The 15,193-nt window shown below is 74.2% G+C and carries 13 protein-coding genes and 1 pseudogene; 9 read left to right on the forward strand and 5 right to left on the reverse strand.

Annotation, left to right across the window (positions count from 1 at the left end; translation table 11 throughout):
• A pseudogene (locus tag J1M44_RS11120) lies at positions 1–1,261 on the forward strand (DNA polymerase III subunit gamma and tau); the annotation flags it as partial.
• Positions 1,262–1,376: 115 nt separating this feature from the next.
• On the forward strand, positions 1,377–1,976 hold the full coding sequence (gene recR, locus J1M44_RS11125) for a recombination mediator RecR (RefSeq protein ID WP_002856659.1): 600 nt from the start codon (positions 1,377–1,379) through the stop codon (positions 1,974–1,976).
• A gap of 43 nt (positions 1,977–2,019) precedes the next feature.
• Here recR and J1M44_RS11130 read toward each other — a convergent pair whose 3' ends face one another.
• Positions 2,020–3,276, reverse strand: coding sequence for an ABC transporter permease (locus tag J1M44_RS11130; protein WP_144824608.1), 1,257 nt, complete (start codon positions 3,274–3,276; stop codon positions 2,020–2,022).
• The gene (locus J1M44_RS11135) at positions 3,273–4,286 is read right to left on the reverse strand and encodes an ABC transporter ATP-binding protein (RefSeq protein WP_144824607.1); all 1,014 of its coding nucleotides are present in this window, start codon (positions 4,284–4,286) and stop codon (positions 3,273–3,275) included. Before J1M44_RS11135 ends, J1M44_RS11130 begins: the two co-directional genes overlap by 4 nt.
• 228 nt (positions 4,287–4,514) lie before the next feature.
• Here J1M44_RS11135 and J1M44_RS11140 point away from each other — a divergent pair, with 228 nt between their 5' ends.
• Positions 4,515–5,801, forward strand: a complete 1,287-nt coding sequence (locus J1M44_RS11140) for an aspartate kinase (RefSeq protein WP_002856654.1) — start codon at positions 4,515–4,517, stop codon at positions 5,799–5,801.
• A 125-nt stretch (positions 5,802–5,926) separates the two neighbouring features.
• On the opposite strand, the gene J1M44_RS11145 is transcribed toward J1M44_RS11140, so the two are convergent.
• Positions 5,927–8,911 carry a S8 family serine peptidase gene (locus J1M44_RS11145; RefSeq protein ID WP_144824606.1) on the reverse strand — a complete coding sequence of 995 codons (2,985 nt, stop codon included), beginning with the start codon at positions 8,909–8,911 and terminating at the stop codon, positions 5,927–5,929.
• A gap of 266 nt (positions 8,912–9,177) precedes the next feature.
• Between J1M44_RS11145 and J1M44_RS11150 the strand changes: the two genes are divergently transcribed.
• The 6 genes from J1M44_RS11150 (at position 9,178) to J1M44_RS11175 (ending at position 14,513) form a co-directional block, all read left to right on the forward strand.
• Positions 9,178–10,248 (forward strand): 3-methyladenine DNA glycosylase, encoded by a 1,071-nt coding sequence (locus tag J1M44_RS11150; RefSeq protein WP_144824605.1) that lies wholly within the window; start codon positions 9,178–9,180, stop codon positions 10,246–10,248.
• A gap of 95 nt (positions 10,249–10,343) precedes the next feature.
• The gene (locus J1M44_RS11155) at positions 10,344–12,209 is read left to right on the forward strand and encodes an alpha/beta hydrolase (protein WP_144824604.1); all 1,866 of its coding nucleotides are present in this window, start codon (positions 10,344–10,346) and stop codon (positions 12,207–12,209) included.
• Between the two features lie 202 nt (positions 12,210–12,411).
• The gene (locus tag J1M44_RS11160; RefSeq protein WP_144824603.1) at positions 12,412–13,404 is read left to right on the forward strand and encodes a GNAT family N-acetyltransferase; all 993 of its coding nucleotides are present in this window, start codon (positions 12,412–12,414) and stop codon (positions 13,402–13,404) included.
• A gap of 96 nt (positions 13,405–13,500) precedes the next feature.
• Entirely contained in the window at positions 13,501–14,064 is a 564-nt protein-coding gene (locus tag J1M44_RS11165) for a hypothetical protein (protein WP_144824602.1), read from the forward strand.
• 3 nt (positions 14,065–14,067) lie between these two features.
• On the forward strand, positions 14,068–14,271 hold the full coding sequence (locus J1M44_RS11170; protein WP_002856639.1) for a helix-turn-helix transcriptional regulator: 204 nt from the start codon (positions 14,068–14,070) through the stop codon (positions 14,269–14,271).
• A gap of 86 nt (positions 14,272–14,357) precedes the next feature.
• Positions 14,358–14,513, forward strand: a complete 156-nt coding sequence (locus J1M44_RS11175) for a hypothetical protein (protein WP_010079551.1) — start codon at positions 14,358–14,360, stop codon at positions 14,511–14,513.
• 40 nt (positions 14,514–14,553) lie between these two features.
• Here J1M44_RS11175 and J1M44_RS11180 read toward each other — a convergent pair whose 3' ends face one another.
• Both J1M44_RS11180 and J1M44_RS11185 read right to left on the reverse strand, forming a co-directional pair.
• Complete coding sequence (locus J1M44_RS11180) at positions 14,554–15,000, reverse strand: YchJ family protein (protein WP_060775742.1); 447 nt, start codon at positions 14,998–15,000, stop codon at positions 14,554–14,556.
• A complete protein-coding gene (locus J1M44_RS11185) occupies positions 14,997–15,161 on the reverse strand; it encodes a hypothetical protein (protein ID WP_155395521.1) in 165 nt (54 codons plus the stop codon). Before J1M44_RS11185 ends, J1M44_RS11180 begins: the two co-directional genes overlap by 4 nt.
• Positions 15,162–15,193 lie beyond the last annotated feature (32 nt).

Consider the following 15,193-nt stretch of genomic DNA (forward strand, 5'->3'; position numbering starts at 1 on the left):
CTCCTGGGGGCCGGCGCCGACGTCGCCGACGACGCCCGCCCCCGCCCCGCCGGCGGACGGCTGGGGCGGCCCGGACGAGGAGCCGCCCGCCTGGGACGACGCTCCCCCGCCCGAGGAGGACCCGTGGGACTCGCTGCCCGCGTTCGACCCGGACGCGGAGCAGGACGACTCGGCCGGCCCCGAGGGCTGGACCCCGCCGGCCCGGGACGCCGAGGAGCGGCCCGTCGGCGCCGCCGGCTGGGACGGCCCCGTGCCGTCGGTCGAGGACTGGGGGACGCCGCCGCAGGCCGCCCCGGCCCCCGGCGGCGCCGCGCCGGACGCCGGCCAGGACTCCCCGGTCCGGCCCGACGCCCCGGCCCCCGACGAGAGCGAGCCGAGCGCCGAGGAGGTCCGTCGGGCCTACGACCCGGGGCCGCTGGTCCGCGAGGAGGAGCACTCGATCCCCGTGTTCGCCCGTCCGGAGGCGGAGCTGCGCGCGGAGTTCGCGAAGCGCTTCGGCGCGACCCGTCCCGCCGGCTTCGACGACGGCGCGGGCGGAGCCGCGGACGGTGACTCCGCCCGGCCTGCCACGCCGTCACCCGCCCCGGATGACGACGCGGCGGCCACGGAGCGACGCGATCTCCACCCGGCCGCCTCGGGCGCCGGCCCGTCCTCGGACGAGCAGCGGCGCCCCACGGGCGCGCCCACGGCCGACGAGACCCCCGATCCGGGCGTGCCCGCCGACGACGCGGACGCCACGCCGCGTGCGGCTGCCGGCCCGGGCGGGGCGGACTTCCCGGGTTCGGGCCATCCGGCGAGCATGTACCCGCGGCTCATGGAGCGGCTGCGGGCCGGTGGGCCCCTCGAGCCTCCGGTGAACGCGGGCTCGAGCGGCGGCGGCGGGACGGGCGGCGGCCCCGGCGCTCCCGGTGGCCCCGCCCCGGACGCCTCGCCGGGCTCCCCCGCCGGGGGCCGGCCGAGCGCGGCCTCGCTCGGGGCGCGCCCCGCCGACGTCGAGCCTGCCGGGGGAGCCTCGGCGCCGCCCTCGTTGGACGCGCGGGCCGCGGCCATCCGCGCCGCCCGCGAGGCCGCCCAGGGTCGCGGCCCGGCCCGGCCCGCCGACACCGGCCCCGCCGCCCCGGCGACGTCCGGGGTGGGGTGGGAGGACGAGGTCGCCAGCGACGACGACGTCCCGCTCGAGGACTCGGGCCTCGTGGGCCGGGCCGTCGTCGAACGGGTGCTCGGCGGCCGTCTGCTCGAGGAACGCCCCAACGACGCCTGAGGCGAACGCGCCCGTACGCCGTCCGGGGCCGCGGGCATGATGGACGCGGCGCCGGACCACGGCGCCGCGTCGGGGCGCACGCCCCACGAGACGCACCATCGGACGAGGGGGACGGATGTACCAGGGCGCGGTGCAGGACCTGATCGACGAGCTCGGCCGCCTGCCGGGCATCGGGCCGAAGTCCGCCCAGCGCATCGCCTTCCACATGCTGGAGGCGGACCGGGAGGACATGCTGCGGCTCGCGGACGCCATCCGCACGGTCAAGGATAGGGTGCGGCTGTGCTCCGTCTGCTTCAACGTGTCCGAGGACGAGGTGTGCTCGCTCTGCCGGGATGAGCGCCGGGACCGCTCCCAGATCTGCGTGGTCGAGGAGTCGCAGGACGTCATGGCCATGGAGCGCACCCGCGCCTTCCAGGGCCGCTACCACGTGCTCGGCGGCGCCATCAATCCGATCGCCGGCATCGGCCCCGAGCAGCTGCACGTCCGCGAGCTGCTCACCCGGCTGCAGGACGAGGCCGTGCAGGAGGTCATCCTCGCCACGGATCCCAACCTCGAGGGCGAGGCCACGGCCACCTACCTCGGCCGGCTCCTCGGCGCCACGGGCATCCGCGTCACGCGTCTGGCCTCCGGTCTGCCCGTCGGCGGGGACCTCGAGTACGCGGACGAGGTCACCCTCGGCCGTGCCTTCGAGGGCCGCCGCCTGATCAGCGGCTGACACCGGCCGGCGTCGAGCAGGTCCCGCCCGACGCCGGCCCGGCTCAGGCCACGCGCGTGCCGGCGGGCAGCCGCCCGGCCGGGGTGTCCAGGCGACGGTGGCCCCACCAGCCCAGCCCGGCCACCAGCACACCCTGCATCGCCAGGCCGAGCGGCCACACCGGCCAGGTGCCCTGCCGATCCGGCACGCCGGTGCTGTCGAGACCGCGCAGCTCGCCGTCGAGGCACTCGACGTCCCGGACGGGGTCTCGCTGGGTCCAGCGCAGCCCCACGGACAGCAGGTTGAGCGGCCCGGGCTCCGCCCGGGTCCCGTCCTCGATGAGCCCACCCTCCCAGGGGGAGGCATCCGCGAGCACGGCGTACGGGTTCGCCGCGAGCAGCCATCCGCTGCGCCGCGGGTCGGGGATCGTCCGGGTGGTCACCGGGCCGACGCACCGGTCGGCGATCCCGTCGTACAGCTCCGGGTGCGCCGCCTCCCACTCGGCCCAGGCCTGCTCCGCCTCCTCCGGGGTCATCTTCTCGAGCTCCGCCTCGGTGAACGGCTCCGCCGTCATGGAGCCGTACTCGGCGTCGTTGGCCCGCACCTCGGTCTGCAGGAACTGCAGGGACAGCCCGAAGGCCACCAGGGTGCCGATCGTCAGCGCCGCCACGATCAGGTACGTCACCACGACGGCGAACAGCGTGCGCCCGGCGATCGCCGAGACGGCCACGCCGATCCCCGCGATCATGCCGAACTCCACGAGGATCATCACGAGCCCCACCAGCACGGCCCACGGGGACACGCGCCCCACCACGGCCGCGACCGCGAGCCACGGCAGCGCGGCCGCGAGGAACGCGGCGGAGGCGATCCACGCGGCCAGCCACTTGCCCGCCATCAGGTGCCCGGTCCGCAGCAGCGTGACCTGGGTGATGGCCAGCGTGCCGCCGGCACGGTCGCCCGAGATCGCGTTGGCCGCCAGGGCGGGCGAGACCAGCAGCGAGAGGGTGAGGACGAAGAGCAGGACGCCGTCGAAGAGCGTCCGCCCCAGGGCGCGCATCTGCTGCTCCGCCAGCTCCGGCTCCAGGCCGGACGCCTCCATCTCCGCTATGCCCAGGCCGCGCAGCCCGAGGGCGCCGAGGGTCACCGCTCCCACCACCACGAAGAAGACGCCCAACAGCACGTACCAGCCGCGCGAGCGCAGCCGCTGACGCAGTTCCATGCCCACCACGGTGGCCACGGCCTGGGCCGCGCCGAGGCGTCCCCCCGGCTGCGGCTGCGGCGGGCGGCGGTCATGGATCGAGGTCGCGACGGCGGTGCTCACGGCCGGTCTCCTTCGGTGCGGGGGCCCTCCAGATGGAGGCCCAGGTAGGCGTTCTCGAGGCGGGAGCCCTCCGGGGCGAAGTGGCTGACGAGCACACCCTCGCGCACGAGGTCTGCGAGCAGCGCGGCCGCGGCGGCCTCACCCCGCAGCTGCACCACGACGCCGTCCCGGCGCTGGCCCGCGCCGGCGCCGGTGGCTGCGGTGACGGCGAGGCCGCGGGTCTCGAGGGCGCGGATAAGGGTGTCCCGGGCCGTCGGGTCGGGTCCGGCGATCCGGTAGGGGCGGGCGAGGTCGTCGGCGGCGCGGAACTCCTGGGTGGCCACCGTGGCGCCCTCACGGAGGAACACGGCGCGGTCGGACATCTCCTCGAGCTCGGCGAGCACGTGGGAGGAGACGAGCACGGCGGTGCCGGCTGCGGCCATGGCGCGCAGGTCGTCCCGCAGCCGGATGCGGGCGGCCGGGTCGAGGCCGTTGGCGGGTTCGTCCAGGAGCAGGACGGAGGGCCGGTGCACGGTGGCCCGAGCCAGGGACAGGCGCTGCTGCTGGCCGCGGGAGAGCACGCGGGCGGGCCGGTGGGCGAACTCCGTGAGTTCGACCCACTCGAGCTGCTCGTCCGCGCGCGCCGACGCCTCCGCCTTCCCCATGCCGTAGAGCCGTCCCAGGCTGGCGAGGATGTCGTGGCAGGTCAGCTCCTCCCACACGCCCAGGGTGTCGGGCATCCAGCCGAGCCGCCGCCGGGCCTCGACGGGCTCGCGCACCGCGTCCACCCCGGCCACGGACACGGCGCCGGCGTCCGGGCGCAGCAGGGTGGCCAGGATCAGCAGGAGCGTGGTCTTGCCCGAGCCGTTCGGGCCGACGAGGGCCGTCACGGAGCCGGCGGGCACGGTGAGGGAGACGTCCCGCACCGCATGGACGGCGCCGAACGAGCGGGCGAGGCCGTGAGCCACGATCCCGTCGTGGGCGGCCACCCCCAGGACGGGTGAGGCGGGCTGGGGTGCTGGAGCGGTCATGGCCCCATCCTTGCCGCGCCGTGCACGGACGCGGATCCACCCGGGGGATGATCCCGGCGCCGATCCCAGCCCGACCGGGGTCGCAGGCGGGACCGCGGGCGCCGTCGTGCTGGCCTGCCGCGGGCGCCGGGTCCAGCATCCGGAACAGGGGTTCACCTGGCGGACCCGCGCGAGAGTGCGCCCCTAGACTTGGCCCGAACCGACCCTCGACCCCGTCCGGAGCGACCCATGAGTCTCATCGTCCAGAAGTTCGGCGGCTCCTCCGTGGCCGACGCCGCCGGCATCCAGCGCGTGGCCCGCCGCATCGCGGACACGGTGCGCGCCGGGAACCGCGTGTGCGTGGTCGTCTCGGCCATGGGGGACACCACGGACGAGCTGCTCGACCTCGCCGCCGAGCTCACGCAGGACGCGCCCGCACGCGAGATGGACATCCTGCTGTCGGCCGGCGAGCGCATCTCCATGTCCCTGCTGGCGATGGCGATCCACGCCGAGGGCCTCGAGGCCCGCTCCTACACCGGCTCCCAGGCCGGCATGCTGACGGATACCTCCTACGGCCGGGCCCGGATCGTCAAAGTCAACCCCCACCGCGTGCAGGAGGCCCTCGACGCCGGCCGCGTGGCCATCGTGGCCGGGTTCCAGGGCATGAGCCCCGAGTCCAAGGACATCACCACCATGGGCCGCGGCGGCTCGGACACCACCGCCGTCGCCCTCGCCGCCGCGCTCGGCGCGGACGTGTGCGAGATCTACACGGACGTGGACGGCGTCTACTCGGCCGACCCGCGCGTCGTGCCGACCGCCCGCAAGCTCACCGAGCTCTCCTCCGAGGAGACCCTCGAGATGGCGGCCTCCGGATCCAAGGTGCTGCACCTGCGCTCCGTGGAGTACGCGCGCCGCTTCGGCGTGCCGCTGCACGTGCGCTCCTCCTTCTCCGACCACGAGGGCACCTGGATCCTGCCCGACCCGAACGACACCATCACCCTTCAGGAAGGCGCTCCCATGGAACAGCCCATCGTCTCCGGCGTCGCCCACGACCGCTCCGAGGGCAAGGTCACGATCGTCGGCGTCCCCGACGTGCCCGGCAAGGCCGCCGAGATCTTCCGCGTGATCGCCGAGTCCAACGTGAACATCGACATGATCGTGCAGAACATCTCCCGCGAGGGCTCGGGCCGCACGGACATCTCCTTCACCCTGCCGATCGTGGAGGGCAAGGACGCCATGGCCGCCCTGCGCGCCGCCCAGGACCGGATCGGCTTCCAGGACATCGTCTCGGACCCGGAGATCGGCAAGCTCTCGCTGATCGGCGCGGGCATGCGCTCCAACCCGGGCGTCTCCGCCACCTTCTTCAAGGCCCTCGCCGACGCCGGCGTGAACGTGGACCTCATCTCCACCTCGGAGATCCGCATCTCGGTGGTCACCGCCGAGAGCAAGCTCGACGACGCCGTCCGCGCCGTGCACGCCGCCTTCGGCCTCGACGCCGAGGAGGAGGCCACGGTCTACGGCGGCACCGGCCGCTGACGCCGCACCCGCCGCTGCCCCACCCATCACGACGCCGGCCCCGCACCTTCAGCGTGAAGGTGCGGGGCCGGCGTCGTGCGGGCGGTTCCTCCCGTTCCGTCAGCGAGGACGGAGGGGGTCGGCGGTCACGGGACCTGGACGGTCACGTCGGTCGTGATGCCCGCGTCCCAGGTGACGAGGCCCTTCCAGGTGCCCGAGGTCAGGCCGGACCAGGAGAGGGTCTCCTCGGTGGCCTTGCCCGAGGTCACGGGGACCGGGTTCGGGGAGACGGTGAGGTTGCCCGCGTCCTCGCGCAGCTTGAGCGTCTCGAGGGTGCCGGTGTCCTTGCCGCCGTTGGCCGCGTACAGGTGGCCGACCACGGTGTAGGCGCCCGGGGTGGGGTTCGCGATCGTCAGCGTCTCGGACTCCTCCGCGGTCGCCCGGGAGAGCTGCTTGCCCTCGGGGGTGATCACGTACAGGTCCCAGTCGGCGCCGGCGGCGCCCGCGTTGATCGAGGCCACCAGGGACTTGGTGCCCTCCTCCACGGTCACCGTGGACACGGCCAGCGCGCTGGACACGAGCGAGTTGCTCGCGGTCGCGGTGGCCACGGTGGAGTCCACCTTGCCCAGGCCCAGGACCTGCGGGGTCAGCTCACCGGTCACGCCGGGGGTGATCTCCACGTCGGCGGAGCCGGTGGCACCGGAGCCCTCGACGGCGGAGGTGACGGTCGCGGACTTCGCCTTGACGGTGACCGGGGAGGTCACCTCCGGGACGGCCTTGCCCTTGGCGGTGGTCCAGGACATGGAGCCGTGGGTCCAGGTGTTCACCGCGGCGTCGGTGCGGGTGACGGTCAGCTCGACGTCGGCGGACTGGCCGGCCTTCAGGTCCAGCACGGCCGGGGAGGCGGTCACCTCGAAGCCGGGCACGTTCGCGGAGAACCGCCAGCGGCCGTTCTCCAGGGCGGTCACGGTGCGGGTCACGGTGGCCGAGCCGACGACGTCGGGGATCGCCAGGGACGGGACGTTCACGTCACGGCCGGCAATGTCGCCGCGCAGCAGCGCGTCCCACTGCTCCTTGCCGGAGTCGTAGACCAGGCCCGGACGGGCGGCGGCGGCCGGATCGGCGGAGCCGGCGCCCGTGGCGAAGTTGTCCGTGTTCACGGTGCCGTCGGCGTTGTACACGTCGCCGGCGGTGGTCATGAGGGCGGACTTCACGGCCATCGGGGACCAGGCCGGGTACTTGCCGATCAGCAGCGTGGCCATGCCGGCCAGGTTCGGCGAGGCCATGGACGTGCCGGACATCAGGCCGAACGTGTTGCCGTGGTAGTCGGGGTCCAGCGGGGAGACGCCGGCGATCACGTTCACGCCGGGGGCGGCGAGGTCGGGCTTCAGGAGCTCCTGGTTCACGGCGTTGGCCGGGCCGCGGGAGGAGAAGCCGGCGATCTGGGGCAGCGGGTCCTCCGGCAGGCCGGTGGTGTCGCCCGGGACGATCGTGGCGGTGAGGTCGGAGGACTTCACCTTCTCGATCACGCCGTTGTCGTTCATGTGCACGGTCGGCACCGCGTGGATGTCCGCGTCCAGCGAGCCGGACGGGGTGTTCACGAGGATCATGCCGACGCCGCCGGCCTCCTCCACCACCTGCGACTTCTCGGTGCGGGCGTTCACGCCGCGCTCGCAGAGCACGATCTTGCCGGCGGCCTCCTCGGTGAGCCCGCCGGGCAGGCAGAGACGCGCGGCCTCGGCGTCGCCGGCGGCGACCTCGGACGCGTGGATGACCTCGGCCGGGCCCACGCCGGTGCGGGCCGAGGAGGCGCCGCGGAGCTGCGTGCCGTCGGAGAACTGCACGGTGGCGGTGAGCTCGTTGGAGAACGTCTCCGCGGCCACGGTGGTCAGCCACGGGGAGCCGTGGTTCACGGTGTTCGGGCCGGGGCCGGAGTTGCCGCCGGAGGCGGCCACGAAGATGCCGGCCTCGGCCGCGGACTTGAAGGCCATGGCCACCGGGTCCACGATCGAGGTGTTGGAGCCGGAGATCGAGTAGTTCAGCACGTCCACGTTGTTCTCGATGGCCTGCTCGACGGCGGCCACGGAGGCGGAGGTGTAGCAGCCGCCGGTGTCCGGGTCGGTGTCCTCCCAGCAGATCTTGTAGGAGATCAGGTTCGCGGCCGGGGCCACGCCCGCGCCCTCGCCGAAGGAGTCGCCGTCGATGGTCTGCTCCACCCCGGTGTTGCCGAGGATGGTGGTGGCCACGTGGGTGCCGTGGGAGAACACGCCCAGCGGGGAGATGCGCTCCTCCGGGGCCCGCTCGTCCACCGGGACGAAGCGCTCGAAGTCGTCGGAGAAGGCGTAGGCGCCGATCAGCTTGGAGTCGCACGACGACGCCGGGAAGTCCGGGCCGGTCTCGCACTCGGCCGTGGCGGTGGTGCCGTCCGCCTTGAGCACGGCGATCTGGCCGTCCGCGGTGCGGTAGGGCACGCCGACCTTGGCCTTGCCCTTGAGCGGCTGGACGGGCTGGCCGTCGATGAACGGGTTGTCCGGGTGGATGCCGGAGTCGATGACGCCGACCACCACGCCCTTGCCCGCGTTCTCGGCCTTGCCGTACACGGACTTCCAGGTGCCCTTCTTGCCGGGCAGGCCGAGGAACTCGGTGGAGCTGTAGTCCGGGGCCACCTGCTCGTCCGGCGCGACGCCGAGCACGGCCGGGTCCTTCGCGATCGCCTGGGCCTCCTCGGCGGTCAGCTCGGCGACGAACGCGTTCACGGCGCGCTGGAAGGAGATCTCGGCCTGGGCGCCGTGGGTCTTCGCGACCTTCGCCTGCTGGCGCTGGAGCTTGGCCTCGTAGTTCTTCACGCGCGGGTGCGAGGGGTCGAACTTCGCCTTCGGGGCGGCACCCGGAACGGCGCCGGCCTCGGGGGCGGTCACCGACGGCTGGTCCTTCAGGACCACGAAGTAGCGGCCGTCCTTGAACTGCTGCTGGACCTGCACCTCGCCCTGCGGGCTGGAGACGGTGCTGCCGTCGGGCAGTTCGACGGCGGTGGCCGACGCCGCGAGCGCGGGAGCGGCCACGAGGCTCGCGCCGGCGACGGCCGCGGCCAGGGCCCGACGGCGCCGGGCAGGGGTGGATTTCTGAGGCATTGCCTCCACCTTTCTCATCAAGGTCCGCCCAGCTCTCGCCCGTGGCACACCGGCGGGGATGGCGCCGGGGGACGGGGAGATCGGCACCCATGTGATGGGCACCACAGCGAGACAGGTGAAATCTACCGTCCGGTAGGGCGTTTGACCAGATCTTTGCCAGCCAATGTCCAGGACCGTCGAATACGGGCCGCCGGAGTGCGCTCCCCGCGTCGGCCTCGCGGGCCTGCTCGCTCACGGGGGGCGCCACGGGGGAGGATGGTGGGGCCATGCCCGAGCCACGCACCGCCCCCGCGTCCCCGCCGACCGCCGTCGTCGCCCTGCCCGCCGACGTGTGGCGGGCCCATGCACGGGCGCACCGCGAGCGCATCGCCCGACGCACGGACCCGCTGGTGGCCCGGCGGATGCGCGGCGAGAAGCACCCGGTGCAGGACTTCCTCTTCGGCTACTACACGCACTCCCCCGCCGCGCTGCAGCGCTGGCACCCCGGGCCGGGGGTCCTCCTCGCGGACGACGACGGCGCCGCGGCCCGTGCCGAGGCGGCCGAGCTGGGCACGACCCCACGGGGTGAGTGGAAGCACTACCGGCGCGTCGAGGCCGGCGAGGTGGCGGGCGCCGTCGTCGACGGCCGCGCGGTGGGCGGCTGGCTGGTGGACGTGGCGGCGGTGCTGGCCGACCGCGCGTCGGGGGTGGCGTTCACGCGGGAACTGCTCGCGCGCACGGCGGAGCGGGCGCCGCGCCTGGGCTGCTTCGGGCTGCACGAGTGGGCGATGGCGTACCGCTCGGACGTGCACGGGGTGCGGCACTCCCAGCTGCCGCTGCGGCTCGGGGCCGGGGGGACGGACGCGGTGGTGGAGGGCTCGCGGATCCGGTGCACGCACTTCGACGCGTTCCGGTTCTTCGCACCCGAGGCCCGCGACCGCAACGAGGGCGACGACGGCGTCCTGCCCACGCGCGCCGGGATGCGGGAGCTGGAGCAGCCCGGCTGCCTGCACGCGGGGATGGACCTGTACAAGTGGGCGTACAAGCTGGTGCCGGTGGTCGACTCGGACCTGCTCGCGGACTGCTTCGACCTCGCGTGGGACATCCGCCGGCTGGACATGGAGGCCTCGCCGTACGACCTGACCGGGGTGGACGACCTCTCCGACGGGCGCGGTGGCTACGCGGCCGTGCGGATCGAGGAGCCGGCCGGGCGTGCCGAGTACGCGCGGCGACAGCGCGAGTTCGCCGAGCGGGGGCAGGCGCTGCGGGCACGGCTGCTGGCGGTGCTGGACGAGGCCGCGGGGGCGGCCCCCGGGACCCGGCCGGACGCCGAATGGACTTCCAGCGCGCGTCCATGATTAGGATGGCCGCTATACAGGCTGTGAGGCGCATCACTCGCGTCATCCGGTGACCGCCCCGGCCCTCTCCGCACCGAACGACTCGAGGACCTGACGTGACCGGAACCGTTCCAGCTCGCCGCCGCACCGCGCTCGCCGCCGCCGTCGCGGCCGTTTCACTCGCCATCACGGCCGCCGCCCCCGCGCTCTCCGCGCCCGGCAACGGCAACGGCAAGGGGTCCGCATCGCAGGGCCAGGCCCGCTCCAACGACCTCTCCGCCACGCGCGGCAACAAGGTCAACGACGCCGCCGCGCTCGCGCCGCACCTCATGGGCCAGACGCTGGACTGGGAGGCCTGCGACTTCGGCAGCGAGAGCCTCAACGCCCGGTTCAGCGCGATCCCCGGCACGGCGTGCGCCGACGTCACGGTGCCGCGGGACTGGAAGAACCCCGAGGACGGCCACACCATCAGCCTGCGCGTGGCCAAGACCGAGACCTCGAAGGGCAACCCCGACCGCCAGGGCATCGCGCTGGTCAACCCCGGCGGCCCGGGCGGCTCCGGCCTGCCCTGGGGCCCCGCCATGGCCGAGCGCGCCCCGGAGCTCGCCGAGCAGTACGACTTCATCGGCTTCGACCCGCGCGGTGTGGGCCAGTCCACCGCCCTGGAGTGCACCTACACGCCGAACCCCGAGCACGACGTGTGGCAGGACACGAAGGCCCAGGTCGACGCGTGCCTCGAGAACGAGCTCACCCCGTACATCACCACCGAGCAGACCGTGTACGACATGGACTTCATCCGCGCCGTCCTGGGCGAGGAGAAGACCTCCTACATCGGCTACTCGTACGGCACATGGCTGGGCAGCTGGTACCAGCGCGTCTTCCCGCAGCACGCGCACCGGTTCCTGCTGGACTCCGCCGTGGACATCTCCCGCGACGGGCTCCAGACCACCTGGGACCTGCAGCCGCGCTCCCGCGACCGTCAGTTCCAGGACGCGATGCTCCCCTACGTGGCCCGGCACGACGAGATCTTCGGCCTCGGGGACGACCCGATGCAGATCCGGCAGCGCTGGGAGGACGTGGGCGGCACCCGCACGCAGCTCGGCATGATCGTCGCCGGCTCGTTCCTGCTGCCGGCCATGTACGACACGTCCCAGTACCTCGACGCCGGGTCCGTCATCGCCGCCTACATCCGCATCATGGAGTCCGAGGCCGCGGCCACGGACCCCGCGGGGCAGCGCGCCCAGATCGAGCGCATCCTGGCCGAGGCCCGTGCGTCGCTGCCGGCCGAGGAGCGCGACTCCTTCGACCGCTTCGCCGCCCGCGGCCTGGAGACCGTGGGCGAGCGCGAGCAGCTCGTCGCCGCCACCCAGGCCGGTGACGCCGTCACCTTCGAGGGCGCGTTCTCGGCGATCCGCTGCCAGGACGGCCAGTGGAACACCTCGCAGGGCTACTGGACCTCGTGGGTGGACGACCTCGGCCGCAAGGCCCCGTGGATCGGTGTGCTGATGGGCCCGTCGGAGTGCATGTACTGGCCCGCCCAGACCTCCATGCCCGCCCAGCCCGGCGGCAAGGGCGCCCCGAACACCGTGATCGTGCAGTCCGAGCTGGACGCGGCGACCCCGTACGAGGGCGGCCACCGTGCCGCCGGCGTGCTGCGCAACACGTCCCTCATCTCCGTGGACAACGAGGGCACCCACGGCCTGTTCCCGTACGGCACCGAGTGCGTGGACGCGCCCATCCGTGACTACTTCCTGACCGGCGCCCAGCCGGCCGAGAAGTCGCTGTGCGACGCCGTCCCGCTGCCGCTCGAGACCCAGCCGGTCCAGGTGGCCGGGACCCCGACGCACAAGGGCGACATCAAGATCTCGATGCGCACCGATGCCGTGCGCGAGGCCAACCGCATCACCCACGACGCGATCGAGCGTCAGCTGATCGACTCCCGCGCGGTGACCCCGGACGTCGAGGCCTTCCTGGAGGACTGACGGCCCGGGCACCCGGAACCCGGTCCGCCCCCGACGGCCCGGCGACTCCCCCGCGGAGACGCCGGGCCGTCGTCACGCCCGGGGCGGCCCTGCACCGCGGGTTGAGTTGTCGCGGGTCCAGGGACCCAGCACCCGTGACAAGTCAACCCGCGATGGGCAGCCGGAGGGGTGGCGTCGACGCCGAGGCCGGTAGCCTCGCGCCATGATCCTGCACCTCACCCTCCCGGAGGACTGGGCCGCCGCGCGTCGCACCGGCCGCTACACGGCGTCGACGCGCGGCGCCTCGATCGACGACGTCGGCTTCCTCCACGCCTCCGACGACGCCGCCCAGGTGGGAGTGGTCGGCGCGGCGATCTACCCGGACCGGCCGGACGCGTTCGTCGTCGGCCTGGACGAGGACGAACTGGCGGGAGCCGGCCTGCGGGTGCGGCGCGAGCCGGGAGACCCCTCCGATCCCCACTCGGCCGAGTTCCCGCACGTCTATCCGGGCGAGGCCGTCTCCGGGCACATCCCGTGGTCGATGCTCACCCCCGTGACCGACCCACGGGCGGAAGCCCGCGTGCACCGCGAAGACTCGGCCGAGGCCGCCGCGCTGCTCGATGCCGGGTGGAGCATACGCTCCCGCTCCTGGGGCGCGCGCCTCCACCTCGACGACGACGCCGACCTGGCGTCCTACCGTGGCCACGTCGCGGCTTCCGAAGCGCGGGGAATCGAGGTGCGGAGACTGACCGCCGTCGACCTGCCCGCGCTGCGGGCCCTCGACGAGGAAGCGGCTCCCCGATTCCCACGCACCGACGGCTCCCGTCACGAGCCGCTGCCGGACGACCTCGAGGCTCGACTGTCCACCCCAGAGGGGCTCGCCGTGGGGGCCTTCGAGGGAGGCGTGCTCATCGGATTCACCCTGACGTTCCGCTCCCCTGACCGGTGGGAGGTCGACCGCACCGCGGTCGCGGCCGAGCACGAGAACCGTGGCGTGGCGAAGGCCGTCAAGGCGGCGACCGTCCTGGCGACCCATGCCCGCGGTGGGCGCGAGTGGGGCACCGGCGGCGCCGAGGCCAACGCGGCGTCCCTGCGGATGAACACGGCCCTCGGGTTCCGTCTCGAACCTGCCTGGCTCGGGCTGACCCCGCCCATGACGTGGGAGGAGTTCGTGCGGGCCCCGGCGTCAAGTTCCCTTGACGACAAGGACACTTGACTGTCAAGCTTGCTTCACACCGTCCGGTCGGACGCCCCCAAGGCCTCCGAGGCGGGCCGGGCCACCGGCCCAGGGCATCGACCACAGGAGGGCCCCATGACCGCGAACCACTCCCGCCACACCGCCGCCGCAGCGGACAGGCAGGGCGCCGCGGCGGAGCACGCCGGCACCGCCACCACCGATCCGCGCCGGGACACCCGCTCCCGCTGGGGCCGCTCCTCCCGTCTGGGCGGCGGATCCGGGCGAGTGATCCTCGTCAGCCTCGTGGCCGGCGTCGTCATCGCCCTGCTGATCGGGGCCGCGGCCTACGGTCTGGCCTCGAGCCAGGGCGACGCCGATCCCCGCTTCCCGGCGGTCATGGGCGCGGTCATGGCGGCGTCGGCGCTCCCGGTCGGCGCAGCCCTCGCCTGGCTGGCACTCGTGGACCGCACCACCGTCCGCGGGGCCATCCGAGACACCGAGGAGACCATCGAGGGCCGGTGGCTCGAGAAGGCGCAGTCCGGCGCGTTCGGCGACCTGCTCGTGGTGCTGGGCCTGGGCACGTTCGTCGTCGCCATGACCGGATGGCAGGCCGATCTGCCGCTCGTGGGCGCCGGGCTGCTCCTCGTCGCGGGCGCCTCGGTGGCCGTCCGCTACGCGCTCCAGAAGCGCCGGGGCTGAGCCGTGGAGAACACCATCCCCGACGAGCGTGCCCGCCTCGGCTGGTCGCAGCAGCGGCTCGCCGACGAGCTCGGCGTCTCCCGGCAGACCGTCATCTCTCTCGAGAAGGGCCGCTACGACCCCTCGCTCCCCCTCGCCTTCCGCCTCGCGGCCGTGTTCGGGCGGCGGATCGAGGACCTGTTCACCCCAGACGGCAACGCCGGTTGAGTTGTCGCGGGTTCGAGCGCTCAGCACCCGTGACAAGTCAACCCGCGTTGAGCCCGGGTCGGCGTGGGGCGTGAGAGGCTGGGGCCATGGATCGAGAGCTGCGCACCCCTCCGGAGCTGGAGGGCGTGGACTGGCACGACGACGCCCCGCGTCGCCCCCGCCCGATCGTCACCCTGGTGGCGTGGATCGCCATCCTGGGCCTGGTCCTCAGCGTGGGCGCCGGGATCTTCTCCGCCTTCTGACGCGTCACTGCCGGCCGCCGTCCGACGCGCCGCCCCGGCCTCAGCGCACGTCGCCGTTAACGTAGCGCCAGATCCCGTCCTCACGGCGGAACCGGCTGACCTCATGGAGTCGGAACCGGCCCTCGGCCCCCGTGCCGACGGCCACGAACTCCACGGTCCCGGCGTCCTGGAACGGCCCGCCGTCCCGCACGTCCAGCACCGCCAGGCGGGTGAACCGCGGCGCCTGTTCCCCCGCGGCCGGCAGCAGCTCGGCCGCGGTGGGCCGGTGCTCGGGAACCCAGGTCGCGGCGAGGTAGTCGGCCATCGCCCGGGCCTCTGCCGGCCCGGCCTCGCCCAGCCGCGCGAACGCCGTGTACCGGGAGCGCATGAGCGCCTCGGCGGTGGGCGCGGTCAGGGCGCCGTCCTGGGTGAAACGCGCGTGCCGACGACCGCAGCACGCCGCGAGCCCGGCTCCGGACCCGCAGGGGCAGGGCTCGGGGCGGGTCACCGGCGCGGGCGTCCGGTCGCGCGACGCCGGGCGGAGCGGGCCTTGATGCGGCGCACTCCCGTCAGCACGACGCCGGCCGCCGCGGCGAGCAGCGCGGGGCCGAGCGGGCTGATCGGCCGGCGTCGGCCGAGCGGGGACACACGGGTCTGCTGAGGTCTCATGCCGTCAGGCTACGCCGGGCCGGCTGCCGCGT

This window comes from Micrococcus sp. KRD128, assembly GCF_017168395.1.
In the GTDB taxonomy this organism is placed as follows: domain Bacteria; phylum Actinomycetota; class Actinomycetes; order Actinomycetales; family Micrococcaceae; genus Micrococcus; species Micrococcus luteus.